Annotated in this window: 25 protein-coding genes and 1 tRNA gene; 15 read left to right on the plus strand and 11 right to left on the minus strand. The window is 59.2% G+C overall.

What is annotated here, in order from left to right:
• Positions 1 to 29: 29 nt before the first annotated feature.
• On the minus strand, positions 30 to 2,654 hold the full coding sequence (locus tag LPB260_RS01490) for a sigma-70 family RNA polymerase sigma factor (protein WP_208706881.1): 2,625 nt from the start codon (positions 2,652 to 2,654) through the stop codon (positions 30 to 32).
• Between the two features lie 612 nt (positions 2,655 to 3,266).
• Between LPB260_RS01490 and LPB260_RS01495 the strand changes: the two genes are divergently transcribed.
• Complete coding sequence (locus LPB260_RS01495; RefSeq protein ID WP_208706882.1) at positions 3,267 to 4,142, plus strand: WYL domain-containing protein; 876 nt, start codon at positions 3,267 to 3,269, stop codon at positions 4,140 to 4,142.
• A gap of 9 nt (positions 4,143 to 4,151) precedes the next feature.
• The gene (locus LPB260_RS01500; RefSeq protein ID WP_208706883.1) at positions 4,152 to 4,730 is read left to right on the plus strand and encodes a plasmid pRiA4b ORF-3 family protein; all 579 of its coding nucleotides are present in this window, start codon (positions 4,152 to 4,154) and stop codon (positions 4,728 to 4,730) included.
• A gap of 179 nt (positions 4,731 to 4,909) precedes the next feature.
• On the opposite strand, the gene LPB260_RS01505 is transcribed toward LPB260_RS01500, so the two are convergent.
• Together LPB260_RS01505 and LPB260_RS01510 are read right to left on the minus strand one after the other, a co-directional pair.
• On the minus strand, positions 4,910 to 5,611 hold the full coding sequence (locus tag LPB260_RS01505; RefSeq protein WP_208706884.1) for a hypothetical protein: 702 nt from the start codon (positions 5,609 to 5,611) through the stop codon (positions 4,910 to 4,912).
• Between the two features lie 223 nt (positions 5,612 to 5,834).
• On the minus strand, positions 5,835 to 6,665 hold the full coding sequence (locus LPB260_RS01510; RefSeq protein ID WP_208706885.1) for a tetratricopeptide repeat protein: 831 nt from the start codon (positions 6,663 to 6,665) through the stop codon (positions 5,835 to 5,837).
• A gap of 178 nt (positions 6,666 to 6,843) precedes the next feature.
• Between LPB260_RS01510 and LPB260_RS01515 the strand changes: the two genes are divergently transcribed.
• From LPB260_RS01515 to umuC, 5 genes are all read left to right on the plus strand, one after another.
• Positions 6,844 to 7,845 (plus strand): YafY family protein, encoded by a 1,002-nt coding sequence (locus LPB260_RS01515; RefSeq protein ID WP_208706886.1) that lies wholly within the window; start codon positions 6,844 to 6,846, stop codon positions 7,843 to 7,845.
• 56 nt (positions 7,846 to 7,901) lie between these two features.
• The gene (locus LPB260_RS01520; protein WP_208706887.1) at positions 7,902 to 8,066 is read left to right on the plus strand and encodes a hypothetical protein; all 165 of its coding nucleotides are present in this window, start codon (positions 7,902 to 7,904) and stop codon (positions 8,064 to 8,066) included.
• Positions 8,067 to 8,080: 14 nt separating this feature from the next.
• Positions 8,081 to 8,944, plus strand: coding sequence for a hypothetical protein (locus LPB260_RS01525; protein WP_208706888.1), 864 nt, complete (start codon positions 8,081 to 8,083; stop codon positions 8,942 to 8,944).
• A 713-nt stretch (positions 8,945 to 9,657) separates the two neighbouring features.
• Positions 9,658 to 10,095 (plus strand): LexA family transcriptional regulator, encoded by a 438-nt coding sequence (locus LPB260_RS01530; RefSeq protein WP_208706889.1) that lies wholly within the window; start codon positions 9,658 to 9,660, stop codon positions 10,093 to 10,095.
• Positions 10,088 to 11,362, plus strand: a complete 1,275-nt coding sequence (gene umuC / locus LPB260_RS01535) for a translesion error-prone DNA polymerase V subunit UmuC (RefSeq protein ID WP_208706890.1) — start codon at positions 10,088 to 10,090, stop codon at positions 11,360 to 11,362. Before LPB260_RS01530 ends, umuC begins: the two co-directional genes overlap by 8 nt.
• Before the next feature lie 95 nt (positions 11,363 to 11,457).
• Here the strand turns inward: umuC and LPB260_RS01540 are convergent, their stop codons facing one another.
• Positions 11,458 to 12,411, minus strand: coding sequence for an inovirus-type Gp2 protein (locus tag LPB260_RS01540; RefSeq protein ID WP_208706891.1), 954 nt, complete (start codon positions 12,409 to 12,411; stop codon positions 11,458 to 11,460).
• Between the two features lie 372 nt (positions 12,412 to 12,783).
• Positions 12,784 to 12,981: an AlpA family transcriptional regulator gene (locus LPB260_RS01545; protein WP_208706892.1), complete on the minus strand. Its 198-nt coding sequence runs from the start codon at positions 12,979 to 12,981 to the stop codon at positions 12,784 to 12,786.
• A gap of 688 nt (positions 12,982 to 13,669) precedes the next feature.
• Between LPB260_RS01545 and LPB260_RS01550 the strand changes: the two genes are divergently transcribed.
• Positions 13,670 to 14,527, plus strand: a complete 858-nt coding sequence (locus LPB260_RS01550) for a hypothetical protein (protein WP_208706893.1) — start codon at positions 13,670 to 13,672, stop codon at positions 14,525 to 14,527.
• A 559-nt stretch (positions 14,528 to 15,086) separates the two neighbouring features.
• Here the strand turns inward: LPB260_RS01550 and LPB260_RS01560 are convergent.
• Positions 15,087 to 15,176 (minus strand) — tRNA-Ser (locus tag LPB260_RS01560).
• A gap of 133 nt (positions 15,177 to 15,309) precedes the next feature.
• Between LPB260_RS01560 and LPB260_RS01565 the strand changes: the two genes are divergently transcribed.
• From LPB260_RS01565 to LPB260_RS01595, 7 genes are all read left to right on the plus strand, one after another.
• Positions 15,310 to 15,975 (plus strand): Bax inhibitor-1/YccA family protein, encoded by a 666-nt coding sequence (locus LPB260_RS01565; protein ID WP_208706894.1) that lies wholly within the window; start codon positions 15,310 to 15,312, stop codon positions 15,973 to 15,975.
• 110 nt (positions 15,976 to 16,085) lie between these two features.
• Positions 16,086 to 16,478 (plus strand): sulfurtransferase complex subunit TusD, encoded by a 393-nt coding sequence (gene tusD, locus LPB260_RS01570; RefSeq protein WP_208706895.1) that lies wholly within the window; start codon positions 16,086 to 16,088, stop codon positions 16,476 to 16,478.
• 1 nt (position 16,479) lies between these two features.
• Positions 16,480 to 16,839 carry a sulfurtransferase complex subunit TusC gene (tusC, locus tag LPB260_RS01575; protein ID WP_208706896.1) on the plus strand — a complete coding sequence of 120 codons (360 nt, stop codon included), beginning with the start codon at positions 16,480 to 16,482 and terminating at the stop codon, positions 16,837 to 16,839.
• On the plus strand, positions 16,839 to 17,138 hold the full coding sequence (tusB, locus tag LPB260_RS01580) for a sulfurtransferase complex subunit TusB (RefSeq protein WP_208706897.1): 300 nt from the start codon (positions 16,839 to 16,841) through the stop codon (positions 17,136 to 17,138). The genes tusC and tusB overlap by 1 nt, the downstream gene beginning before the upstream one ends.
• Positions 17,135 to 17,470: a TusE/DsrC/DsvC family sulfur relay protein gene (locus LPB260_RS01585; RefSeq protein ID WP_208706898.1), complete on the plus strand. Its 336-nt coding sequence runs from the start codon at positions 17,135 to 17,137 to the stop codon at positions 17,468 to 17,470. Before tusB ends, LPB260_RS01585 begins: the two co-directional genes overlap by 4 nt.
• On the plus strand, positions 17,467 to 18,450 hold the full coding sequence (locus LPB260_RS01590; RefSeq protein WP_208706899.1) for a glycosyl transferase family protein: 984 nt from the start codon (positions 17,467 to 17,469) through the stop codon (positions 18,448 to 18,450). Before LPB260_RS01585 ends, LPB260_RS01590 begins: the two co-directional genes overlap by 4 nt.
• An 89-nt stretch (positions 18,451 to 18,539) precedes the next feature.
• Positions 18,540 to 19,541: a glutathione S-transferase family protein gene (locus tag LPB260_RS01595; protein ID WP_208706900.1), complete on the plus strand. Its 1,002-nt coding sequence runs from the start codon at positions 18,540 to 18,542 to the stop codon at positions 19,539 to 19,541.
• A gap of 27 nt (positions 19,542 to 19,568) precedes the next feature.
• On the opposite strand, the gene cysG is transcribed toward LPB260_RS01595, so the two are convergent.
• The 5 genes from cysG to lolA all read right to left on the minus strand — a co-directional run bounded on the left by cysG (position 19,569) and on the right by lolA (position 24,707).
• A complete protein-coding gene (cysG, locus tag LPB260_RS01600) occupies positions 19,569 to 20,963 on the minus strand; it encodes a siroheme synthase CysG (RefSeq protein WP_208706901.1) in 1,395 nt (464 codons plus the stop codon).
• A gap of 104 nt (positions 20,964 to 21,067) precedes the next feature.
• A complete protein-coding gene (gene serS, locus LPB260_RS01605; protein WP_208706902.1) occupies positions 21,068 to 22,348 on the minus strand; it encodes a serine--tRNA ligase in 1,281 nt (426 codons plus the stop codon).
• Positions 22,349 to 22,364: 16 nt separating this feature from the next.
• A complete protein-coding gene (crcB, locus tag LPB260_RS01610) occupies positions 22,365 to 22,739 on the minus strand; it encodes a fluoride efflux transporter CrcB (RefSeq protein WP_208706903.1) in 375 nt (124 codons plus the stop codon).
• The gene (locus LPB260_RS01615; protein WP_208706904.1) at positions 22,736 to 24,061 is read right to left on the minus strand and encodes a replication-associated recombination protein A; all 1,326 of its coding nucleotides are present in this window, start codon (positions 24,059 to 24,061) and stop codon (positions 22,736 to 22,738) included. The genes crcB and LPB260_RS01615 overlap by 4 nt, the downstream gene beginning before the upstream one ends.
• Before the next feature lie 19 nt (positions 24,062 to 24,080).
• Positions 24,081 to 24,707 (minus strand): outer membrane lipoprotein chaperone LolA, encoded by a 627-nt coding sequence (gene lolA / locus LPB260_RS01620; protein WP_208706905.1) that lies wholly within the window; start codon positions 24,705 to 24,707, stop codon positions 24,081 to 24,083.
• Positions 24,708 to 24,709 lie beyond the last annotated feature (2 nt).

Consider the following 24,709-nt stretch of genomic DNA (forward strand, 5'->3'; position numbering starts at 1 on the left):
TCGTGGCGGAGCAAATCGGGTTCTCACGTTCATTTGACGTAGGTATTTCCTAAATGAGGGGTGAATCCGGCATTCATGAGTTTCCGGGCAATACTGCGAATAGCGGCATCTGACCCTGCCGAGAACGACACTCGGATCTGTCCGCCATGGGGACGAGCGTCCTCTACCGTAAGCCCCAACATTCGAGCCTCTTCGAGAAGCTCGGAAAGCAGCTCATATTGACGCTCGGACACTGTCTCAGCGCTTCTCGCCGGTACGGGCTGCTCGCACGATTGGAAAACATTCTTCAGCGGATCAGCGAGCTGTTGATCACACGTCACCTCTCGAGCATGCATATCTTCGGACGATTGTGGCATTTCCGCTGAGGAGAACGGGGGTGCGGGGGGACGCTTCCACTCAAATTGATCGCCCATGTACAGGGCAAGCTTTTCTTTCCTTGCAGGGGTGGATAATTTGCCCAAGGCTTTTGATTCTATTTGTCGAATTCGTTCGCGAGTAACATTGAATCGAAGCCCCACCTCCTCCAAAGTCATGGGTTCCTCGCCCCCAAGACCAAAGCGAAGCTTTATTACCTCAGCGGCACGCTCATCAAGGCTACCAATAACTTTGAGAATGAGCTCCCGAAGAGAGTCCTCCTCAACTGCAGGAGCAGGATCTGAAGTCTCAAACTCCAGCAAGTTGTCTATACGAGGAAGTCCAGCATCTCTGCTGACCTCATCCAAGGAGACGACATCATCAAAAGCTGCCAAGAAAAATCTGACTTTATCGATGGGTATCCCCATCCGACGCGATGTCTCGATTTCTGTTTCAGGGCGACCTGTCTTGTTTTCATATAGCGCCCTCTGGCGCAGGATAGGCAAGGCGTCTTTGTGAACGTGCACCGGAACACGAATGATCCTAGCCTTGTTGTCTATTGCGCGAGATATCTGCTGACGGATCCACCACATTGCATAAGTGGAAAATCTAAATCCCTTTCGCCAGTCAAAGCGCTCAACGGCCTTGATCAGACCGATATTCCCCTCCTGCACCAGATCATCGAAGGGAAGCTCAGACCACATATATTTCCTGGCAGTGGAGTACACCAAGCGCAGGTTAGCGAGGATCATCCGCTCCCTTGCACCGACCTGGCGCCGAACTGCAGATACGAAAGTCTCGCCCGTCGGATCGACTGCTTTACGTGCAAGCTCTAACAGGAAGCCTCTTGAAAGGCACGCAGCTGCAAGTGCTGAACGCACTCGGACTTGATCTCCGCCCGCAGATCTTGCTGCTGAGATTGCGGAGAGGAAAGCTGCCCCCCTTGGATCAGAGGCTACTTCTTCATCTTTTTCAGCATCGTCCTCAATTGCCGCTGACCCAATGCTCTCCTCATCTCCCTCACCGGGCGCAATCTCGGAACTAAATGTTCCATAATCAGCTTCTCCGCGAGCAACCCTATCAGCAGCCTCGAAAACCATAGAAAGGCCCGCTGGCCAGCCAGAAAGAGCATCCAGCGCCTGAGCACCGGCCTCCTCCATCTCACGTCCCAAAGAAATTTCTTCTTCGGCCCGAAGCAGGTCAGCTTTTAGCCCTTTGACGTAGTATCGCAAAGGGTCGTTGCGACCTGACGCCAAGTCCTCCGCAAACTCCAAGGCATCAACTAATAACAGCTCCTCTTCGGCCGTTGGCTCAGTCAGATCCAGCTGATAAGCCCACGACCCGGACTCGTCGATCACCACACCTAGATCGCCCAAAACAAAGGCCAGCAATCGCTCAGACTCTTCGTTACGACAGTCGTCAGCGCCTCGACAGACCTCGATAAGATCGGCTTCGGATACAGCCCCCTCACGCAACGCCCGGAGTAGCAAACCACGGACGCCGTCGCCCTCGTCATGCGCCAACGGAAGCGCCCTGACGGGGAGGAACAGGTCAATGTCGTCCCATTCCACATCAGTATCGATAGCTTTGTGCCGACCGATCACTTCCTGAAGTGCACTGGTTCCCTTGGCAACGGTATCGTCACCCTTCGGAGCAACCGCCTCCGGCTCCGCTAACCAGTCGCTTTCAAATCCAGACTCAAGAGGTTCGTCGTCAATATCGATGAGGTTTGACAGCCTTCCCATAACGACGGGTAAAGCTTGTATAACGGTGAGCGACTCCTCCACATTCAGAAAAGTCCCTTCACCAGAGGTAGAGGGTCTAGGAATGAAACGGCCATCAACCTCAGCTACTTTTCTGAGCTGAGCTTCCATACAGACCGGCTCATCCTCCGCTTTGCAGGAATCAAATTCTCTAGAGTGGGAGGCCTGAGCGGTATCTGCCTTTGTGGCATTGGCCCAGGTTGACTCACTCGGCGGGGACGAAGCTTCTCCGGGCACCTCGCTCTCTTTTATCGGGTCCAGAAGATCCAGAGCATTTCGCAGCAGAGCGATACATTCAGAACATCCACCCTTCTCCGCGTAGGCCAGGGTGCTCACCCCTTGAGAGTCGAGCAGTTCCGGATTTGCTCCAGCAGTCAGAAGAAGCCGCACAACACCCTTTTTTCTTCTTGCGGCGGCAAGCATCAGAGGAGTGGCGCCTGCGTTGTCCCGGGCGTTTAGATCATCGCCCCTAGCGATATGGAGCTTGACGGCAACCTCAACGCCAGCAATCGACGCCATACGGAGTAAAGGGTTCATAGTCACGACCGTGCCACCCTCATACGCGCGCGCCCGCAACAATAGCTTGGGAAATGGATTTGCTGCATTCGACTATTTTCAGGAGTGACTCCTTGTCCATGGTCCAGTCCCAAAACGGCATGAAAGGTCGTACTCACCCTCACGGGTAAACGTGCTCAGGCCAAACAAGGGCGACACTAAATCGACGCGCCCTGTCGGGAGGTGAAGCGGGTTAGCGACCCTCCATGATGATACTGAGGTCACAATATCCACCGGTCTTATTCGGGTAAAGCCTGAGAGGCGGCTGCCCAGTGTTTTTTCTACATCTGTTCATATTTCAACCAGCGACTCAGGCAGCTTGTACTTCGCGGTGCCGCCAGCCGCAGTGACGCAGACAATCGCCCGACTTGCTCGCAAAGAAAACCGCCTGACGATGGGAACTGATGTTGGGCTGCCCATTCTTGACCACCACATCCAACGGGCAACCTGAAAGATATGTCGCGTGACTGGACACACCAATAGTGGGCGTTCATACAGGTCAAGTTTTCAGGCGGATTGTCCGCCCGGCAGACAGTACAATCCGCCTCGAAATGACTTCGGCGAGCTTAAAGTTTTCGAGCAGATGGAAGGGCAATGAAACGCAAGCAATCAATCGAGTCCGTGCGCTGGGACCTGGCCCTGCGCTATCGCCTGATCGAGACCGTGGCCTGGTGGGAGGGCCGCCTGACCACCAATCACCTGATGCAGAGCTTCGGGATCAGCCGACAGCAGGCCTCGAAGGACATCAACACCTACATCAGCGAGCATGCGCCTGAAAACCTGACATACGACAAACACCTCAAGGGCTATGTGCCGGCAGAATCGTTCAAGCCGCTGTTCATCGACGACAGCGCCAGCGCCTATCTGCACCTGCTCAACCAGAACCAGGACCGCGCCCCGCATATCGAGGGTTTGGCCCTGGCCTATGCCCACACCGAGGTGCTGCAGGTGCCCGACCGCACGGTGCGCGCCGAAGTATTACGGCCGCTGCTGAAGGCCTGCCGCGAGGGGCTGCGCCTGGAGTGCGAGTATGTGTCTTTCACCACCCCGGACGGCGAGACCCGCCTCATCGCCCCACATACCCTGGTCTACACCGGCATGCGCTGGCACGTGCGCGCCTACTGCGAGCGCAACCGCGAGTATCGCGACTTCGTACTGAGCCGCTTTCGCGGCGTGCCAGATGTGCTGGACGATGCGTCCGAGCATGGCCGCGACGGCGATGGGGGCTGGAACACCGCCGTGCAGGTGATCATCGTGCCCGACTCACGGCTGACAGCCGAACAGCAGGCCATCATCGAGTGCGATTACGGCATGCAGGACGGCAGGCTGGTGATCGACACCCACGGCGCACTGGTGCAGTACGTGCTGCAGCGCTACCAGATCGACCCGAACAAGGTGCACACCAAAGCCACCGCGCAACAGATCGTGGTGGCGAACCTGGATGATCTGAAGCAATGGCTTTATCAGTAAGGATCCGAGATGGCGACAAACCCGGTGCTCATCACCCTGCACATTCAACTTGAACCCCTGCAACTCGACCCGCCCATCTGGCGGCGCATCAGAGTCAGCGGCGACTGCACGCTGCGCAAACTGCATCACTTCATCCAAGCCGCCATGGGCTGGAGCAGCAGCCACCTGCACGAGTTCAGCCTGGGCGAGCAGCGCTTCATGCCGCCGGACCTGGAGTTCCCCGAGCCCGACGTGCTGGACGACCGCAAACACAAGCTGCGCCGCCTGCTGCAGGCCGGTGATCGGCTGCGCTACCTCTATGACTTTGGCGATAACTGGCAACATGTGATCGCCGTAGAAACCGTCGAGTCGGCAGAAGTGGAAGGCACCTGGTGCGAGGTCCTGGACGGTGCCCGCGCCTGCCCACCCGAGGATGTCGGCGGCGTGCCCGGGTATCTAGATTTTCTGGAGTCGATCAGCCAGCGCCCACTGGACGAGGACGGCCACGAGGCCCTGGAATGGGCGGGCGGAAGCTTCGATGCCGCCCTATTCGATCGCCGCGCGGCCAACGCCGCGGTGCAGCGCATCTGCAATAACCTGTGGGGCTGAGCTTACTGCTCGCCCCCGTAGGCCACACGGGCCAGCCCGGCAAACAGGGGTAGCAGGGCCACGCTCTATACTCACAATGCCAAAGTGCGCGAGAAGGGGAAAAACATTTGCAATAGTTCTAGATCCAAAGCTGCCGCCACCCTTTTTACGAATTGCAAAGAATGCTCACCTCCGTTCGTTTAATTATTCTCGCACCTCATAGCCTTAAGGCATTCCCTTTCGGCGTTTGCGAAAAGGACCATCTCCAGTTCATATAGCTTATAGCCCGGCAAAACCGTTAAGCACCGCTCCAGTACATTGAGATACACGCCGTACGTATCATCACGACTGACACGCCTCCAGCCTGCTCCCACAAGTGATCTGACTTTAAATGGCTCTTGGTATACAAAGCCTGCCTTCTTGCCAGCATGACCAACTATATTGTTTCTCCCGCTTACATAATTGAAAGCAACACCTGACGAAGTACCAAAATTCCACTGCACCGCATTTAGACACGCCGCAACCCTAGCATCATATATCGCATACTTATCCATATTAGCGATAGAATATAACTTCGAGTAGCTTGCCACGCCCTTTAGCGGCATCGCAGGGCTTTCCTTTCCCAACTCATCAACATACGACCTTAATGTCTCTTCCTTGTTTGCACGCACTCCTCCCCAGTCGACCACTACTTCCTTAGACAACTCATATCTGGCCTGAGCGTCCGACTCCAACCATCGCCTATTAAAATAACACTTCAACTCAACATTCGGACCATAACCTCTTTTACCCGAATAAGGAAACCCTGCTATTTTTTTCGGAATCTTCCACGAATAGACACTTCCAAGCCTTGGAACCTCACTCTTAAAATATTCAACCAAGATGCTAATACAGTCATCCATAGACACCCTCTGCCAGCTTGTAAGTTTATAGCGAGCCTTATCTTCATCGCTTGTAGAACGAGCAAAAATTCTAATATAAAAATAACGCTGCTGGTCTCGGGTCACCGGGACGAGGCGTGTATCCTTATAGCTCTGTCACCCTGCCTCAACACACAAAATGATCATGGTTTTCTCTAGAGGCGTCCCCAGCACGACGCAGCTAGGCCGATTACTCAACCCAGTCTCATGCAAGGCCTTGACGCACTCTAGCGGTCTCATCTAGCCAGAAACCACCTAACCGCGTCGAGCTCTCGCCATAGCTCATATTTGTCTGGAAGTACTCCGCTAGCCGTTCTGCTGCTAGGCAATCCCCCCGCAGAGCCACATGCTGAAGCCAATACAGCGCAGTCGGCTCATCATGAGTTGGGAGGTCACCCCTGAGCAAGTAGCAGCCCAGTTCGTACCCAGCGTCAGGATCGCCGTCCTCAGCGCCTTTGCGAAACCATTCAGCTATCAACTGAGGGTTAACGGACTCATGCTCCGACAGTTCTAGATACAGTGACCCGAGCATTCTTGCCGCCGGAATGATTCCTTGGCTGTACGCTTGTTGGTAGTAATCAGCGGCAAGATTCAGGTCCACAGGGACGCCTTTCCCGTAGTAGTGCTGTTCTGCGAGATTGAACAAAGCTTCGGAGCATCCAGACGCTGCTGCCAGCCTAAAAAGACGGCGGGCCAGTGAATGGTCAGTGGGCAGCATCCGCCCGTTGAGCCAGAGCCATCCCAGGTCATTCATGCCTTCGTAATCACCCTCAAGGGCCTCTGCTCGAAGAAGGCGATAACGCTGAAGGAACTCGTCAATTTCTACCACACGCCGCAATGGGGAACGATGACTGATCTGGCGAAACATCTCGCCGAACGGCATAAAGCCTAGGGGCTCAATCTCGTTCGCCCGCAATGAGGGCATTCCGACACCTGCGTAGAGGCTCCTAAGCTCCGCCATCGGCTCTAATTCGAGGTCTTCAACGGGTGGTAACAGCGCTTCCAAAACATTGATCACACTTGGCGATTCGGACATCCTGCTCCCTCTCGACTATCCGCATGGTTACGCTTGGCAAGCCGCTAATGCGTCGCCTGATTCGAGATCTATCCTTCCACGGAGCGGCGACAACACCTGTCGTTAAGGACCAAATGAAATGCCGAGCAACGCTGACCAACCTAGGGCCATGACTACCCTGGAGCGACGGAACCTCGTCTTGGAACTGGTTCCGTATGCCGGTAAAGGGACAATCACACAAAGTGAGGTGCATCAGAGGGTATTGAAACTCCTGCCTGGAGGCACCTTCAGTGAGCGCACCATCGAGCGAGATCTCAAAGCATTCAGTGAGTCAGGCAAGATCGAAAATGTTGGACGGGCCGACGATGGTTCCTATCAGTGGCAACGGATAGATGAGGCTCCGTCGAGTGCCCCGAAGGACGGACGACTTAAATCGGCCAAAGTCGCGCTGGGCATGGTCATGCTGATTGAACATGCCAGCCACCTGATCCATGGTGCCGCCCTGAAGGACCTGCAGGAACACTACCGGCAGTCCAAACAACTGTTGAGCAAGCTCCACCCCCTGGAAGGCCGCTGGCTGAACAAGGTAGTCACTGGTACGCAACACCTACAACTGTTATCCGCGCCAATTAACGAACGCTTCCTGCACGAAATCCAGCGCGCCTTGATCGAAGGCTATCAACTGGAAATTCGCTATTACTCAAGGCGCAGTCGGGCGGAGAAAACCAAGGTCATCAGTCCACTGGGGTTGTCCTACCAGGACTCCAGCATCTATGTGGTGTGCTTGGAGGAAAATGCGCCTGAGGTGCGTACCCTCCCCCTGCATCGTTTCCGTGCGATCAAACCCCTTGAGGCCCGGCAGGTCAGAGAACCTAGCAATTTTGACCTGCGCCAACATGTCCAGCGAATCTTGGTCGAGGATCAACCCGTCCAGCTCAAACTACGGATTAGCCCCAACTTGCGTGATCGACTAGACGAGACTGAAACGCCCCTTTCCAGACAGCAGCGCCTGACTCTTCAGGCAGACGGCTGGTGGCTTCTCGAATGCCAAATGGAGTACACCCAGGGGCTGAAGTGGTGGGTACTGAGTCATGGCGCCACGGTTGAGGTGCTAGAGCCACCTTCACTGCGCCAATTCATCGCCGACACGGCTCGTGAGATGGCCGGTTTCTACGCGGAACTCAAGCCAGCAGCGACATAACCTGTCGCACCGAAGATTCACGCTGCACTCTCAACACATCGGGAGTGCAAAAGCTCATGAATACCTACTCGGCTTTCCTGCAGCGCGTTGTGCCTGGGGCCGGCCCACAGGCCAATTTCACCATTACCGTTCGGGCAGTGACGTCAGCGATGGCCAAGGCCACTGCCGAAGCGCAATACCCTGGCTACAAGTGCATCAATGCGCCCACCCAGGTTCGCTGATACGGGAGCGATGTATGGATACCAAATTCAGCAAGCTACGCCTGCGACAGACGGCCCGCCCCGACGACTACCTGTACGCAATGATTGAAAGCGGTGAGCTTTTTAGCCGCGGCCATCAGCACGAGGGGTTCCAGCACCCTGGCTTTCTTCAGGAGTACATGCCGCCTCTGGATATAGGGATAATCGCCGCGACTCGCGAAGTGGCTCGAGCTTGGGAGCAGCGAATACTGGCGAGTCATGAACCCCCGAGTCGGCCAGTAGGCAGCGATTTCGAGAGCATCACACTGCATACACTCGGCTGGGCTGACCCTACCCCTGCAGGTGTGAACTTTCATGAGGTCCACGTCTTAGACGCTGGCCATATTCCAGTGGATCGGCTTGAAGCATTGCGTCCGCAGACTGAGCTCTTCAGCCTTCACTATCTAGGAGGGCAGCCCGCACATAGCCACATGAACCTGCGTAGCTACATATGGCCTGACGAAGTGGAACTACCCGGCCGTTTCTTAGCGAGCCTGTTTGCCACTCTGGATAAGCCCGATGCGATGAGCCTGGATTGGGCAGCATACGCCAGCTTGCCTTTTGTCCATGGGCGGTGGCTGGTCTTTCACGGCGAGGAGCCCCTTGCCGAAGCAGTCATGATTAGTCTGCGAACGCCAATGCTCCCTGACCCAGCAATGCCTATACGAAGCGCCCTCTTGCTCATCGAGTACGATGAATCTCTTACCTTTGGCGAATATGCCGATGTCAATGATGCGCTGACGACCCAGCTACCCCAAGACACCCGAGTTGATATCTCGCTCCGGCATGTGCCAGGCCTACACGCCAGCAGGTACTGGCTTCTGCTAAGCGACGAGCAGACCAAACAGGAGCCCGGCTAACGCCGCCTGCTCCAGGCACCGATGCTTTAACCCTCAGCCAAGAATGCGAAACAGGGGGCATCACATGCGGATACGTGACGGAAAACCACTTCTAGAATGGCTATCTCACCGGCCGATGGGCTCGAGTCAAGGAAAAAGCCAACAGCCTGCGACTGTTGTTGAAACGCCCGCCTCGCCGCTGGATAAGGAAAGCGGGGTACTGACCGCAGCAGAGCAAAGGTGCCTCGGTGACTGGCTGAAGAGGCTCGACGATCGGAAGTGCGCCCCTACTGCGGTCGATAGCAACCCGGATTGGCTTGTGAACTAGCCGCGTATCGTGCGGCACAAGATCGAGCTAGTTACACAGCAGCCCCCATGACAGAGCCAGCCAAGCCGACTCAATAGGTCAGTGCAGTGCAGATCGCCTATTCCCTGAGGCTGGGCCTACTGTGCCCCACCGTAGGTCAGTCGCGCCAAGCACAGCAGAAAGGGCAGCAATGCGGCCAGCACAACGAAATCAATCAGCGTGTTCATCATCAACATGACCAACCTCATTCAATAGTGACGGTGCAGACACATTAGTTTCTCGGCGAGGCGCGGTCGATCTGTAAGCTTTTCGCATGTAAAGAAACCGAACAGACCTATTCCGCTCATGACCGAACCGGACGAATGCCGCTTGTAGGCAGCCTGGCTGGACCATTACTGTATATGCATACAGTTTTGAGTTCAGCCCCATGAGCAATGCCGTTTTACTCGGTTCCATCCTGCAAGCATCAGCACCACTCGCACTGTTCGATGTCCATGTGCCAGCGGGCTTCCCCAGCCCCGCCCTAGACCACATGGACCAGAAAATCTCCCTGGATACCCTGCTGGATGTGGCAGCACCGCACACCTACATCGTCCGCGTATCCGGGGATAGCATGCAGGGCGCAGGGATCTTCGACGCCGACCTGCTGATCGTCAGTCGCGCGCTGCCTGCCAGGCCTGGCGATGTGGTGGTGGCCAGCCTAAACGGCGAAGTCTTCGTGAAGCGTTTTTGCCGGGAGAGCGAGCAGCTGATCCTGCGCTCGGAGAACCCACGCTATGCCCCGCGTTACATCCTCGAAGGCGATGAGCTGCTGATCTGGGGCGTGGTGACGCACAGCATTCGCGGGCACCGCCAGCATGGCTGAGCCCGCCTTCGCCCTGATCGACTGCAACAGCTTCTACGCCAGCTGCGAGCGGGTGTTTCGTCCCGACTTGTTGCGTACGCCCATCGTGGTGTTGAGCAACAACGATGGCTGCGTGATCGCCCGCTCGGCCGATGCCAAGCCGTTCGTGAAGATGGGCGCCCTCTTCCATGAGATTCGTAATGACCTCAAGCGCCATGGAATCGTTGCCTTCAGCAGCAACTACGCGTTGTACGGCGACATGAGCGAACGGGTGATGGCCATCCTAGAGTCGCGCTTTCCAGCGGTGGAGGTCTACAGCATCGATGAAGCCTTTGCCGACGTCAGCGGCCTTACCGAACAAGCCGAGCCCCTGGCTCGGTCGGTCCGCGCGGAGGTTCAGCAGAAAACTGGTATCCCGGTAGGCATCGGCATTGCCGGCACCAAGACGTTAGCCAAGCTGGCCAATCACGCCGCCAAGCGCTGGCAGGCGCAAACCGGTGGGGTGGTCGATATCCGCGACCCCAGCAGACGCGACAAATTGCTCAAGGCACTGCCGGTAGCGGAGGTCTGGGGCATCGGTAGGCGTATGCAGGCTCATCTGGAGGCCATGCAGGTCAAGAGCGCTTGGGATCTGGCACAGACGGACGCGTGGACGCTGCGTAAGCGATTCAGCGTGGTGGTTGAGAAAACCTCCCGCGAACTACGCGGCATCCCTTGTCTTGACCTAGAAGATTGCGCCCCGCCGAAGCAAGAGATCTGCTCCAGCCGCTCATTCGGCAAGCGCCTGCGCGAACTCCCTCCCATTCAGGAGGCTGTTGCCGCCTACGCGACGAGGGCCGCAGAAAAGCTGCGCAACCAGCACTCGGTTTGTCAGCAGATCAGAGTCAGCCTGCGCACCGGACTGTTCAACCCGGACGAAGCCAAATACGCCAACGGCATACTCTGCCAACTGCCCTACCCGACCGATGACACGCGCCTGATCATCCAGGCAGCACAGGACGGTATCGCTCGGCTTTACCGTCCTGGATTCGCCTACGCCAAAGCACAGGTACTGCTACTGGGCCTATGCCAACGCAATGAATACACCACTGACCTGTTCACCCCCGAACAGCCGATACGCGTCGACCAGCTCATGTCCGTATTGGATCAAATCAATGGCAAGTGGGGACGCGGCACGCTGCGCCCAGCCCGGCTGAAGGCCGATCCAGACTGGGGTATGCGCCGGGAAATGCTCAGCCCTGCTTACACCACCAAGCTTGGGGAGCTGTGGACGGTGTCGGCTAGCTAGACCAGTACGGCATTAGTCAGCAGAGCTGTTTAAATGCATGCCCCGTCTATCAAGCCCTGCGGTTAACTCAACCCAGGCAGAGCAGCGCGCTGACGTTAGACCTGCCCCATACGAAAGGCCCTGGCACCTGCAGGCTTAAAACGGAGATGCTGGCCGTCTTTTGCAAGGTAGTGCATCGCCTTGATGACCTTGCTGCGGACCGAGTCATCAGCACGCTTGACGGTCCCGATGCCGAGCTCATCACCGTAGCTGTCCTTCTCATCGTTGCAGCTGAAGAAATAGCCGGCCCCACGCGTGACCTGCTCCACCCACAGCTCACCAATCTGTCTCGCCTTGTTGCAGTCGCAGCGCACCTCAGCGCCGTTGAAGAAGAACGCAGCATGAATGTGGAAGCCCTTGTCCTCGCCCTGCTCGACCGAACAGACATAACCTGTGGCGTCCCTGAAGACTGGATGCCGTTCACGTGCCTCGATCAGCTGATCCAAATCCTCAAACACATGCTCAACCCGCAGCCGCCCACGTGCAGCCGCCCGATAGTGGAAATCGACCCGAACCACAACCGTCCGGGAGTAGCGATTCAGCACCCAGTTCACGTACTTGGTAATCGTGGCCTGCTTCTGCTTAGCCTCGTAACGACGATCGCCAGCCTTACGCCGGTACTTCTTACTGCAAATCAGCTGACGAATACGATCCACCAATAAGTTCATGGTCTCGTGGCTGCTCAGATAGCGCGTACCGCTGTCATTGAGGCAGGTCAGCCCCACAGGACTGCGCTCCAGGCCGATGTCCTGACAGGCTTCCTTGAAAGCCTGCAGATCCTCGCTGTAGGCATAGCAGTAGCGGTCATCGAAGACATCCAGCAACTGCTGGATGGACTGGAAGTGCCTGCTAAGCCGGGTCTCCCGTATCCGCTGGTCACCGGATCGCGTGTGGGTGATATCGAAGGCTGGCTTGTCCGTCCGCGCGATTGCCCGTACGAGCTGCTCGATCCTGATGGAGGCTCCGGACTGGGAGAGATTGGTCTGGGTGAAGGTGTTGCGAGGGCTCATGGTCGGTACCTGGTGTGGTTGATTCATACCAGATACCGGTTGGATATTTTTTTACTGCTCGACTGCCATGCACTTGTCTATGGTCATGCATGACGTGACGGGTAGTGAGTATGTTTAATGTCTATTTTTCTATATAACTTAATCCAGCCCGGATACCGGCACCAATTCCCGCGCAGGCTGAGCAATCGGGCGTTCAGTACCAAGTAAGGAAGGCGATAGGTCAAAAGCAATTTCGTGGGAGTTAGCTGAGCCCTCAACCCGCCAAAGTATGTGCCGATGTAGCACGGCATAGCAGCATAATGGCCAGGAACTCCCGACCATTATGCTCGCGAACTTAGATGGCGGAGGCTTGCTTAACGGGGTTGTATTGAATCATACAGCGCCCTCCTGCAAATCACGCTCTTCAATCTTGGCCAGGATCCAATCGTGCACCTCACTTTCGACCCAACCCACGCATCGCTCTCCCAGCGGCACTGGCTTGGGGAAAGTCCCTTCAAGGATGTACTTATAGATGGTCGACCGAGCCAGACCGGTCGATTCGATGACTTCTTTCAGACGGATGATCCTCATGAACGGGCTCCTGTAGTTCGTTCAGAGGATTGGCGGAGCTTGTAGAAAAATACGTTCCATGACCACACAATGCCTGCGCTCAGGCTGGGCATCATTTAAACCTCCAACCGTGCAGCACAACTTTCCCACTGCTTAACACGAACTAGACGCCATTCGATAGCCCCCTCGGTACAACTTCAGCGATAGTCAATCCAAGGTGAAGCAGTGGTGGTAGGGATTGGAAACCCAAGAAGTCGACATACATCTACTGCTGGCAACAATGTAACTGGAGCGAGGTCAACTTCATGTTTTATCTCGAAAGAACAACTAATCTACTGCAGCAAGTGTCTGATAGCACGGCTCAATACCCCTTACGCCAATGACATCGCCACATCCTGAACCGGCACGGAAACGAAATGGGCCACACATGCTAGGCGACCGGGAAATGGCCCCACATGCACCCATCTACTGAACGCCTCTAGAAATTTATACTCTTGAGCAGATCATGATTCCTTGATAAATTGGAACAAACATACCCACACCTCCTTTAAAGCCTGGAACGTTTAACAAAATTGATTCCTAGAATACCTATATATCCACCATAGATCCCAGATAGGATTTCTCTAGAAATCCATTAGAAGCGTCTTATAATTCATCTAGAATTGATAGCTACCAACTATCGATTAACTTATCATTATAGAGTTTATCAATGGTATTAACTGAGATTGATTACCCAGACGAACTGGGACAACTACTCAAAGAGCATCAAAAGGTAAATCGCCATGACGTGTGGTTATGGCTCTACTTATATTACAGAGAGCAAGTAAACCTTGACCCCACTACATGTAACGGCCTCACCATGCGGGAAGAGATCGCTCACCACCTGAAAACCAGGACTCGTACAATTGAGCGCCTTGCCTTAGAGAAAGACCGCTATTTAGTTAGTTACCGTCACATAAGCTGGATTGAAAAGAGGAGTACTCGACAGTACGAGTGGCTACTTCCTAGGATTGAAGAGATCACCGACTTGAAACCAGGTCGAGGTCTACCGAGGGGACTGGCACATCTCACAGGCCAGACCCACCTAATTGCCATGCTTGACTTATGGGATTTAGATAGCACGGATAAAGCAAACAAAATCGCACAACTTCACAACGATTGGCTCAGACACAAGGAACAAGACAGTGCCTTTGACTGGTTCGCAGACAAAAAGGAAGGAACGAAACGCTGCGTTTGCGCCTGGGAATGGTTGAAGAAAAACAAACCGATCTTAGCCCGGGTGCCGCTGCATTTCAGCGATTACGAAGGGCTGCTCATATACTTCGACAGAGCAGATTTTGGCCCAAATGAGCAGAAAGCTATTATCCAGCAAATCAAGAAGCGCTGGAACCGCCAGCAGTTTGACGAGCGAGCATTAGACAAAAAGCAGTTCAACGTCATGCTATCGATAACGGCAATCGACTTGCTAAAAAATTTAGCTGACACTCACAACCTGAAACGGGCTCAAGTTTTGGAGCGCCTGATAACGATGGAATCTGAAAGCGGCATCTATCTAGATGATGGATGACAATCGACAGATGCCCCCATTTAGGGATGGCCTGAATTGGCGCGGTATTTCTGGCCGACTTCCGCCTCCGCCGACTGTAAAAGCAGGTAACTCGATCAAAATCTCCCAGCTTTTCCACACACTCAGGTGTTCTGGGGCGGACGAGAGCAGCTCGCAGCGGCCATTTGCCGAATTACAGGCACGCCTCTCCCGCATGCGCCAGCAAACGTCGCCGCGTCATCCTTAGGCTCGACAGAGCTAACAGCGTCACCAGTTGCGCGGTGTTATGAGCCAACACACGGAATCGCCCCTTGAATTAGGCAAACTGGCGCTTGATCACCTAAGACGAGTGATCGCCATGGCATAGGTCTGGACTCTAGGCGTCTCAAGCTTGCGAATCGGCTCGCACAATGCGCTGCGCTTTCCATTCGTCTTGTAGGTGCTGCTCCGGGCGGCAGCCCCCCCCCAGATGACCTCATACCTCAACGCCATCGATCCAGCCAAAGTGTGGACTAGGGTGTGGACTGAGGAAGCCCAGAAACAAAAAAGCCCCGATTCACGGGGCCTTGATGCTCTTATTTGGCGGAAGCGGTGAGATTCGAACTCACGGAAGAGTTTCCCCTTCGACGGTTTTCAAGACCGTTGCATTCAACCGCTCTGCCACGCTTCCGGCTTCTCGCGGGCGGCAATCTTACCCGAACGCAACACACTGTCAAACTCTCTGGGTTGGCACCGTCAAATGCTCTGTTATGATCCATCTCAACGCTGTTCACGGATCCCCTAGCCATTGAAGGAGTGTCGCCATGCGCGAACAAGATTACGCACTCAGCCACTCACAGGTTGAGCAACAAGAAGTCAGCCGCGTGCTGCGCAACACGTACGGCCTGCTGGCCATCACCCTGGCCTTCAGCGGCCTGGTCGCTTTTTTCGCCCAGCGCGCCAACGCCCCTTACCCGAACATTTTCGTGGTGCTGATCGGCTTCTACGGCCTGTTCTTCCTCACCGCGAAGCTGCGTAATTCGCCCTGGGGCCTGGTGTCCACCCTCGCCCTGACCGGTTTCATGGGCTACACCCTGGGGCCGATCCTCAACCGCTACCTGGGCATGGCCAACGGTGCGGAAGTGGTCAGCTCGGCGTTCTCCATGACCGCGCTGGTGTTCTGTGGCCTGTCCGCCTACGTACTGACCACGCGTAAGGACATGAGCTTCCTCAGCGGCTTCATCACCGCTGGATTCTTCGTCCTGCTCGGCGCCGTGGTGGCCAGCTTCTTCTTCCAGATCAGCGGCCTGCAACTGGCGATCAGCGCCGGCTTCGTGCTGTTCTCCTCGGCCTGCATCCTGTTCCAGACCAGCGCGATCATTCATGGCGGCGAGCGCAACTACATCATGGCCACCATCAGCCTGTATGTATCGATCTACAACCTGTTCGTCAGCCTGCTGCAACTGTTCGGCCTGATGGGCGACGACTGATCCAGCCACGCTCAGCGAAAGCCCGCTTCGGCGGGCTTTTTCATGCCTGCGGCGAGCATCTTGCGCGCGCAGGCTTTATCATTCCGGCAGATTTCCCGCTTGGCTCCTCTATGAAATTCGCCATCGCCCTGTTTTCCGCCCCCCACGCGCCCTCCTCCCGCCGCGCCCTGCGCTTCGCCCAGGCGGCCTTGGACGGTGGGCACGAGATCGTTCGGCTGTTCTTCTATCAGGACGGCGTGCACAGCGCCTCGAGTACGGTCGTCAGCGCCCAGGATGAGCTGGACCTACCTGGTGAGTGGCGCGAGTTCGTGCGCGAGCGGCAACTGGACGGCGTCGTCTGTATCGCCGCCGCCCTGCGCCGCGGGGTGCTGAATGAAGAAGAGGCCCAGCGCTATGAGCGCAGCGCCGCCAATCTGAGCGCCCCCTGGGAGCTGTCCGGCCTCGGCCAGCTGCATGAAGCCACGCAGATGGCCGACCGCCTGGTGTGTTTCGGAGGCCCATGACATGAGCAAGTCCCTGTTGATCATCAGCCGCCAGGCGCCGTGGGCTGGGCCGAGCGCCCGCGAGGCGCTGGACATCGCCCTGGCCGGCGGCGCCTACGACCTGCCGATCGCCCTGCTGTTCCTCGATGACGGCGTATTCCAGCTGGCCAGTGCCCAGCAGCCCAAGGTCCTGCAGCAGAAGGACCTGGGCGCCAACCTGCAGGCGCTGCCGATGTTCGGCATCGAGTCGCTGTACGCCTCGGCACCCAGCCTGCGGGAGCGCGGCCTGGCCGATCAGGCGCTGGCACTGCCCGTCGAGGCACTGGATGACGAGGCACTGAGGGCACTTATCGACCGCTACGATCAGGTGATTACCCTCTGATGGCTACCCTGCACGTCCTTTCCCATTCGCCCTTCGGCGACAACCGCCTGACCAGCTGCCTGCGCCTGCTCGGCCCCTCCGACGGCCTGCTGCTGTGCGGCGATGCGGTGTATGCCCTGCAGTCAGCCAGTGCACCGTACGAAGCGCTGCAACAGGTACCCGAATGCGTCGGCCTGTTCGCCCTGCTCGAAGACCTCGAGGCCCGCGCAATCAAGCCTGCCGAGCGCGTACAGGTGGTGGATTACCTGCAGTTCGTCGACCTGAGCTGCCGCTTCGACAAGGTCAATAGCTGGCTATGAAGCACTTGATGGTCGACGGCCGCGACATCGCGCTGGACAAGGATGGCTACCTGGTCGAACTGGCGGACTGGTCCGAAGCGGTAGCCGAGGCCCTGGCCCGGGAGGAAGCACTGCACCTGGGGGCCGAGCACTGGGAAATCCTCCATCTGCTGCGTGCCTTCTACGCCGAGTTCCAGCTGTCGCCGGCCAATCGCCCGCTGATCAAGTACGTGGCGCTCAAGCTCGGGGCGGAGAAAGGCAACAGCCTGCATCTGAACCTCTTATTCAAAGGCGCTCCCGCCAAACTCGCCGCCAAGCTGGCGGGCCTGCCCAGACCGACGAACTGCCTATGAATCTAGTCGCCCCACCGGAACACCCCTTCGCCCAATTCGTCCGCATCCTCGGCAAGGGCAAGCGCGGCGCGCGCAACCTGACCCGCGCCGAGGCCCGCGAGGCCATGGGCATGCTATTGGACGGCAAGGTCGAGGACACCCAGCTCGGCGCCTTCCTGATGCTACTGCGGCACAAGGAGGAAAGCGCCGAGGAGATGGCCGGCTTCGCCGAGGCGATCCGCGAGCGCCTGCAACCTCCTTCCATAGCCGTGGACCTGGACTGGCCCAGCTATGCCGGCAAGAAGCGCCACCTACCCTGGTTCCTGCTGGCCGCCAAGGCCCTGGCACAGAGTGGTGTACGCATCCTCATGCACGGCGGCGGCGCCCACACCGCAGGTCGGCTGTACAGCGAGCAGTTCCTCGATCTTCTGGACATTCCCCTGTGCCACGACTGGGCCGCGGTCGAGCAGGCCCTGGAGCACAGGCGACTGGCCTTTATGCCACTCGGCGCCTGGATGCCGCAGCTGCAAAGGATGATAGACCTGCGCAACACCCTCGGCCTGCGCTCGCCGATCCACTCCCTGGCACGGATTCTCAATCCGCTTGGCGCGCGCTGCGGCCTGCAGAGCATCTTCCATCCTGGCTACCAGGCGGTGCATCGCGAGGCCAGCCAGTTGCTCGGCGACAGTGCCCTGGTGATCAAAGGCGAAGGCGGCGAGATCGAGGTCAACCCCGACGCCACCAGCCACCTCTATGGCACCGCCGATGGAGTCAACTGGGACGAGGACTGGCCACCGCTGTCGGCGCAGCGCCACGTCAAACCGGAGCGCCTGGAGCCCGCACATCTGCAGGCGTTCTGGCGTGGCGAAGCGGACGATGCCTATGGCCGCCTGGCCGTTCTGAGCAGCATGGCCCTGGGCCTGCGCGCTTTGGGGATGGCGCGCGAGGAGGCCTTCGTAGAGGCCGAGCGCCTCTGGGACGCACGACAAGTATCTAACTGACCGATAGATAATGGCAGTTATTTGCGCTTTTATATCGAGACTAGCTCGATAGACTGAGCCTCTACTTTCCAGAGAAGAGGACGCGAGCGATGGGTCTGCTGATCGAGGGACGCTGGCGCGACCAGTGGTACGACACAGGCGAAGACGGCCAGTTCAAACGCGAGAAGGCCCAGCGGCGCCACTGGATCACCGCCGATGGCGCCCCTGGACCGAGTGGCGAAGGCGGCTTTGCCGCCGAAGCCGGGCGCTACCACCTGTATGTATCCCTGGCCTGCCCCTGGGCCCATCGCACCCTGATCCTGCGCAAGCTCAAGGGCCTGGAGGCGCTGGTCGACGTTTCCGTGGTCAGCTGGCTGATGCGCGACAACGGCTGGACCTTCGACCCTGAGCATGGCTCCACCGGCGATACACTTGATGGTCTCGAGTTCTTGCATCAGCGCTATACGACCGACAATCCGCGCTACAGCGGACGGGTCACCGTGCCGCTGCTGTGGGACAGACAGCAGCAACGCATCGTCAACAACGAATCGGCGGAAATCATCCGCATGTTCAATTCGGCATTCGACGACCTCACCGGCAACCCCCTGGATCTCTACCCGCCGGCGCTGCGTGGCGAGATCGATGCACTCAACCAGCGCATCTATCCAGCCGTCAACAATGGCGTGTACCGCGCCGGCTTCGCCACCAGCCAGCAGGCTTACGAAGAAGCCTTCGATGAGCTATTCGGTGAACTGGATCGGCTGGACGCGCTACTCGATGAGCGCCGCTACCTGGCCGGCGAATACCTCACCGAAGCCGACTGGCGCCTGTTCACCACGCTGATTCGCTTCGATGCCGTGTATCACGGCCACTTCAAGTGCAACCTGCGGCGCATCGAGGACTACCCCAACCTGTCCCACTGGTTGCGCGAGCTGTATCAGTGGCCGGGGGTCGCACAAACCGTGGATTTTCGCCACATCAAGCAGCATTACTACGCCAGCCACACCACCATCAACCCGACCGGCGTGGTACCCAAAGGACCGATGCTCGACCTCGAACGCCAGCATGACCGCGCTCGCCTGCCCGGCAGAGGGATCTGGCAGCGCCCCTGAGGCATGTGCTGCAAACAGTGCCCAGGCTCAAACCTGAGCCTGGGCACCTTCGAACCACGCCAGCTTGTCGCGCAACTGCACGACTTCGCCGACGATCACCAGGGTTGGCGCATGCACCTCGTGGTGGGCAACCAGCTCCGCCAGGTTGCCCAGGGTGCCGGTGAACACCCGCTGATTGCTGGTCGTGCCCTGCTGGATCAGCGCCGCCGGCGTACCCGCCGCCCGACCATGGGCGACCAGTTGCTCGCAGATCAATGCCAGCCCGACCAGGCCCATGTAGAACACCAGGGTCTGGCTCGGCGCCGCGAGCTCGGCCCAGGGCAGGTCGCAGCTGCCATCCTTGAGGTGACCGGTGACGAAGCGCACCGATTGCGCATGGTCCCGGTGGGTCAGCGGGATACCGGCGTAAGCCGCGCAACCGCTGGCCGCGGTGATGCCGGGTACGACCTGGAAGGGTATGCCCTCGGCCGCCAGCTGTTCGATTTCCTCGCCGCCGCGACCGAAGATGAAGGGGTCGCCGCCCTTCAGGCGCAGCACCCGCTTGCCCTCCTTGGCCAGGCTCACCAGGCGCTGGTTGATCTGCTCCTGGGGCAACGCATGCTCGGCGCGCCGCTTGCCGACATAGATGCGTTCGGCATCACGCCGGCACAGCTCGATGATCGCCGGTGCAACCAGCCTGTCGTAGAGCACCACGTCGGCCTGCTGCATCAGGCGCAGGGCGCGGAAGGTCAGCAGGTCCGGGTCGCCAGGACCGGCACCGACCAGGTAGACCTCGCCGAGGGCCTGGGGCGCGGCGCCGGCGATCTTGTCCTCGAGCAGGCGCTCGCCTTCGTGCAGCTTGCCGGCAAACACGCTCTCGGCGACCTGGCCCTGGAACACGTCCTCCCAGAACACCCGGCGCTGCTGCACATCGGGGAACAGCCCCTTGACCTGTGCACGAAAGCGCTTGGCCAGGCCGGCCAGCTGGCCGTAGGTGGCCGGAATCCAGGTTTCGATCTTGGCGCGGATCAGTCGTGCCAGCACCGGCGCATCGCCGCCACTGCTGACCGCGACAATCAACGGCGAGCGATCGACGATCGCCGGGAAGATCACGCTGCACAACTTAGGCGCGTCGACCACGTTGACCGGAACGCCGAGGGCCTGGGCCTGGGCGGATATCTGCGCATTCAGCGGCTCATCATCGGTGGCGGCGATGACCAGTGCCATGCCGTCCAGGTCATCGGCCTGGTAGCCACGCTGCAGCAGCCGATGGGCGCCCTGCCCGGCCAGCTCGCGCAACTCGTCACGCACCTGCGGCGCGACCACCCGCAACGTCGCGCCGGCATCAGCCAGCAGGCGCGCCTTGCGCACGGCCACCTCGCCGCCGCCAACCAGCAGCACGGTGCGGCCCTGAAGTTTATGGAACAGCGGAAGGAAATCCATCGCAGCCTCGGCGAGCAGGAAACGTAGGGTGGAAAACCGCGAAGGCTTTCCACCGAGGGAGGCATCCGGTGGAAAAGACCTGCGGTCGTTCTCCACCCTGGGGATCAGCCGATCACTTCGATACCGCCCATGTAGGGCTTCAACACGTCCGGCACACGAACGCTGCCATCGGCCTGCTGGTAGTTCTCCAGCACCGCCACCAGGGTACGCCCCACGGCCAGGCCGGAACCATTGAGGGTGTGCAGCAGTTCCGGCTTGCCGGTCTCCGGGTTGCGGAAGCGCGCCTGCATGCGCCGTGCCTGGAAATCGCCACAGTTGGAGCACGAGGAGATTTCCCGGTACTTGTCCTGGCTCGGCACCCAGACTTCCAGGTCGTAGGTCTTGGTCGCGCCAAAACCCATGTCGCCGGTGCACAGGGCCAGCACGCGATACGGCAGCTCGAGCAGCTGCAGGACCTTTTCGGCGTTGCCGGTCAGCTCCTCCAGCGCCTGATAGGAAGCGCTCGGCTCGACGATCTGCACCATCTCGACCTTGTCGAACTGGTGCTGGCGGATCATGCCGCGGGTGTCGCGCCCGGAGGCGCCGGCCTCACTGCGGAAGCACGGGGTGTGGGCGACGAACTTCAGCGGCAGCTGCTTGGCCTCGAGGATCTCCCCGGCGACTATGTTGGTCAGCGACACCTCGGCGGTGGGGATCAGGTACAGGTCGGCCTCGTTCTCGCGGCCAATCTTGAACAGGTCTTCCTCGAACTTCGGCAGCTGGCCGGTGCCCTGCAATGCCGGGGCCTGTACCAGGTACGGGGTGTAGGCCTCCTCGTAGCCGTGCTCGCGGGTGTGCAGGTCGATCATGAACTGCGCCAGGGCGCGGTGCAGGCGGGCGATCGGACCGCGCAGCAGGGCGAAGCGCGCGCCGGACAGCTTGGCGGCGGTCTCGAAGTCCAGCCAGCCATGCTGCTCGCCGAGACTGACGTGGTCCTTGATCTCGAAATCGAAGGCCTTCGGCGTACCCCAGCGGCGCACCTCGACGTTGTGCTCTTCATCCTCGCCCACCGGCACCGATTCGTGCGGCAGGTTGGGGATGCTCAGCAGCAGGCTGTCGAGCTCGCGCTGGATGGCATCGAGCTCCTGTTTGCCGGCCTCCAGCTCGTTGCCCATGCGGTCGACGTCGGCCAGCAGCGGGACGATGTCCTCGCCGCGCTGCTTGGCCTGGCCGATGGCCTTGGAGCGGCTGTTGCGCTCGGCCTGCAGCTGTTCGGTGCGGGTCTGCACGGTCTTGCGCTGGGCTTCCAGCGCCTCGAAGCGCGCCACATCCAGCTCATAGCCGCGGGTGGCGAGGCGCTGGGCAATTTCCTGCAGTTGGGTGCGCACCAGTTTGGAGTCGAGCATGTCAGGTTCTCGTCAATCAGAGTTTGGTGAAAGATAGGCCGGCCCAGGTCGCGAGCAGGCCACCCGACACGCTGAGCAGCACATAGCCAATGGCCAGTGGTGCCTGCCCGCTTTCCAGTAGGCGCAGGGTGTCGAGGGAAAAGGAAGAAAAAGTGGTCAGGCCGCCGAGGAAGCCGACGATCACGCCGGCGCGCACTTCCAGCGGCACCTCCGGACGCAGCAGGAACAGCCCGTAGAGGTAGCCGATCAGCAGGCAGCCGAGCAGATTCACCGCCAGGGTGGCGATATTGAAGTGCTGCGGCCAGTGGGCATTGATCCAGTTCGCCGTGGCGAACCGCAGCAGGCAGCCCGCCGCCCCGCCTGCCGCCACGGCCAGGGTTGCGCCGATCATGACTTTCTCCGCTGGCGAACACTGGCCCGGTCCTGCTCGGCCAGGTGCCTGAGCTTGTCGCCGATCTTCAGCTCGAGCCCACGGGGCACCGGCTGGTAATAGCGGCGCGGCGCCAGCTGCTCGGGGAAATAGTCCTCGCCGGCGGCGTAGGCGTCGGGCTCGTCGTGGGCGTAGCGATACTCGTCGCCATAGCCCAGTTCCTTCATCAACTTGGTCGGCGCATTGCGCAGGTGCAGCGGCACCTCCAGCGAGCCATGCTCCGCCGCTTCGCGCATCGCCGCCTTGAAGGCGTTGTACACCGCATTGCTCTTCGGCGCGCAGGCCAGGTAGACGATGGCCTGGGCCACCGCCAACTCGCCCTCGGGGCTGCCCAGGCGCTCCTGCACGTCCCAGGCATTCAGGCACAGGGTCAAGGCCCGCGGATCGGCGTTGCCGATGTCCTCGCTGGCCATGCGTACCACGCGGCGGGCGATATACAGCGGGTCGCAACCGCCATCGAGCATGCGCGCGAACCAGTACAGCGCGCCGTCCGGGCTGGAGCCGCGCACCGACTTGTGCAGCGCGGATATCTGGTCGTAGAAGGCCTCGCCGCCCTTGTCGAAGCGCCGCCGACTGTCGCCAAGCAGGTCCTGCAGCAACTCGACGCTGATCTCGCCGCCATCCTCGGCCAGGTCCGCGGCATTCTCCAGGAAGTTCAGCAGGCGCCGGCCGTCACCGTCCGCGGCGGCCAGGAGCACCTGAAAACTGGCGTCCGGCAGGCTCAGGCGGCGCTCGCCCAAGCCCTTGGCATCGCTCAGGGCGCGCGTCACCAGCTTGCGCAACGCCGCCTCGTCGAGGCTCTTGAGCACGTACACCCGAGCCCGGGAGAGCAAGGCGTTGTTCAGTTCGAAGGAAGGATTCTCGGTGGTGGCGCCGATGAAGATCAGCGTTCCGTCCTCCACATAGGGCAGGAAGGCATCCTGCTGCGACTTGTTGAAGCGGTGCACTTCGTCGACGAACAGGATGGTTCGCCGGCCGTACTGGGCGGCGTGCTGCTGGGCGACCTCGACCGCCTGGCGAATCTCCTTGACCCCGGAGAGCACCGCGGAAATCGTCTCGAAGTGGGCGTCGGTGACCTGGGCCAGCAGCCGCGCCAGGGTGGTCTTGCCGACACCCGGCGGGCCCCAGAAGATCATCGAGTGCAGCGCGCCCTGCTCCAGCGCCTCGCGCAGCGGCTTGCCGCGCGCGAGCAGGTGCTCCTGGCCGACGTACTCGTCCAGGCTGGCCGCGCGCAAACGGGCGGCCAGGGGTTGTGCGACGGGAGCCTTGCTGAACAGGTCCATGGAGCCGGGTCGTGGCCTCTTACTCTTGAATGACGTCCGCGCCCTCGGGAATGTCGAAGCTGAACTGCCCGTCATCCAGGCTTTCGTTCATCTGCACATTGAGGAACAGGATATTGGTGCGCTGGCCGATGCTGTCGATCAGCTGCATGTCGTTGAGCACACCGCTGCGGAACGACAGGCGCAGGCTGTCGAACAGGCTGTCCTTGGACTTGGGCTTGAGCATGAAGTCGACCACGCTGCCGCCTTCCTTGTGACTGATCTCGAAGTTGTCCTGGATCTTCGACACGTCGCCGGACAGCAGCAGCGCCGGGGTGTGGGTCAGGCGCTGGTCGAGGGTCTGAATGGTGACCTGCTCCAGGTCCGGGTCATACAGCCAGACCTTCTCGCCGTTGGACACCAGCAGTTGCTCCATCGGCTCGTCGGTGTGCCAGCGGAACAGCCCCGGGCGCTTGAGCGCCAGCTGGCCGGCGGTTTCCTGCAGCTGGGTGCCGCCGCCATCCAGGGTCAGCTGGGAGAAGCGCGCGGTAATGGTCTGGGCCTGGTTGAGCAACTGGGTCAGGCGCTGCACCGAGGCCTGCTCATCGGCCAGGGCGGCGCAGCTGGTGACGCTAAGTGCTGCCAGTAACAACATGCGAATCAGGCGCATGG

This window comes from Pseudomonas sp. LPB0260 (assembly GCF_013388395.1).

What these genes read in the sequence shown, in the direction of transcription:
- LPB260_RS01540 (WP_208706891.1), bottom strand. Translation starts at nt 12,411, where the DNA reads ATGAGCCCTCGCAACACCTTCACCCAGACCAATCTCTCCCAGTCCGGA.
- LPB260_RS01615 (WP_208706904.1), bottom strand. Translation starts at nt 24,061, where the DNA reads ATGGACCTGTTCAGCAAGGCTCCCGTCGCACAACCCCTGGCCGCCCGT.
- LPB260_RS01585 (WP_208706898.1), top strand. Translation starts at nt 17,135, where the DNA reads ATGAAGCACTTGATGGTCGACGGCCGCGACATCGCGCTGGACAAGGAT.
- LPB260_RS01590 (WP_208706899.1), top strand. Translation starts at nt 17,467, where the DNA reads ATGAATCTAGTCGCCCCACCGGAACACCCCTTCGCCCAATTCGTCCGC.
- LPB260_RS01565 (WP_208706894.1), top strand. Translation starts at nt 15,310, where the DNA reads ATGCGCGAACAAGATTACGCACTCAGCCACTCACAGGTTGAGCAACAA.
- serS (WP_208706902.1), bottom strand. Translation starts at nt 22,348, where the DNA reads ATGCTCGACTCCAAACTGGTGCGCACCCAACTGCAGGAAATTGCCCAG.
- LPB260_RS01500 (WP_208706883.1), top strand. Translation starts at nt 4,152, where the DNA reads ATGGCGACAAACCCGGTGCTCATCACCCTGCACATTCAACTTGAACCC.
- LPB260_RS01545 (WP_208706892.1), bottom strand. Translation starts at nt 12,981, where the DNA reads ATGAGGATCATCCGTCTGAAAGAAGTCATCGAATCGACCGGTCTGGCT.
- tusD (WP_208706895.1), top strand. Translation starts at nt 16,086, where the DNA reads ATGAAATTCGCCATCGCCCTGTTTTCCGCCCCCCACGCGCCCTCCTCC.
- LPB260_RS01525 (WP_208706888.1), top strand. Translation starts at nt 8,081, where the DNA reads ATGGATACCAAATTCAGCAAGCTACGCCTGCGACAGACGGCCCGCCCC.
- LPB260_RS01595 (WP_208706900.1), top strand. Translation starts at nt 18,540, where the DNA reads ATGGGTCTGCTGATCGAGGGACGCTGGCGCGACCAGTGGTACGACACA.
- LPB260_RS01505 (WP_208706884.1), bottom strand. Translation starts at nt 5,611, where the DNA reads ATGGATGACTGTATTAGCATCTTGGTTGAATATTTTAAGAGTGAGGTT.
- crcB (WP_208706903.1), bottom strand. Translation starts at nt 22,739, where the DNA reads ATGATCGGCGCAACCCTGGCCGTGGCGGCAGGCGGGGCGGCGGGCTGC.
- umuC (WP_208706890.1), top strand. Translation starts at nt 10,088, where the DNA reads ATGGCTGAGCCCGCCTTCGCCCTGATCGACTGCAACAGCTTCTACGCC.
- lolA (WP_208706905.1), bottom strand. Translation starts at nt 24,707, where the DNA reads ATGCGCCTGATTCGCATGTTGTTACTGGCAGCACTTAGCGTCACCAGC.
- tusB (WP_208706897.1), top strand. Translation starts at nt 16,839, where the DNA reads ATGGCTACCCTGCACGTCCTTTCCCATTCGCCCTTCGGCGACAACCGC.
- LPB260_RS01550 (WP_208706893.1), top strand. Translation starts at nt 13,670, where the DNA reads ATGGTATTAACTGAGATTGATTACCCAGACGAACTGGGACAACTACTC.
- LPB260_RS01510 (WP_208706885.1), bottom strand. Translation starts at nt 6,665, where the DNA reads ATGTCCGAATCGCCAAGTGTGATCAATGTTTTGGAAGCGCTGTTACCA.
- LPB260_RS01495 (WP_208706882.1), top strand. Translation starts at nt 3,267, where the DNA reads ATGAAACGCAAGCAATCAATCGAGTCCGTGCGCTGGGACCTGGCCCTG.
- LPB260_RS01490 (WP_208706881.1), bottom strand. Translation starts at nt 2,654, where the DNA reads ATGAACCCTTTACTCCGTATGGCGTCGATTGCTGGCGTTGAGGTTGCC.
- cysG (WP_208706901.1), bottom strand. Translation starts at nt 20,963, where the DNA reads ATGGATTTCCTTCCGCTGTTCCATAAACTTCAGGGCCGCACCGTGCTG.
- LPB260_RS01520 (WP_208706887.1), top strand. Translation starts at nt 7,902, where the DNA reads ATGAATACCTACTCGGCTTTCCTGCAGCGCGTTGTGCCTGGGGCCGGC.
- LPB260_RS01530 (WP_208706889.1), top strand. Translation starts at nt 9,658, where the DNA reads ATGAGCAATGCCGTTTTACTCGGTTCCATCCTGCAAGCATCAGCACCA.
- tusC (WP_208706896.1), top strand. Translation starts at nt 16,480, where the DNA reads ATGAGCAAGTCCCTGTTGATCATCAGCCGCCAGGCGCCGTGGGCTGGG.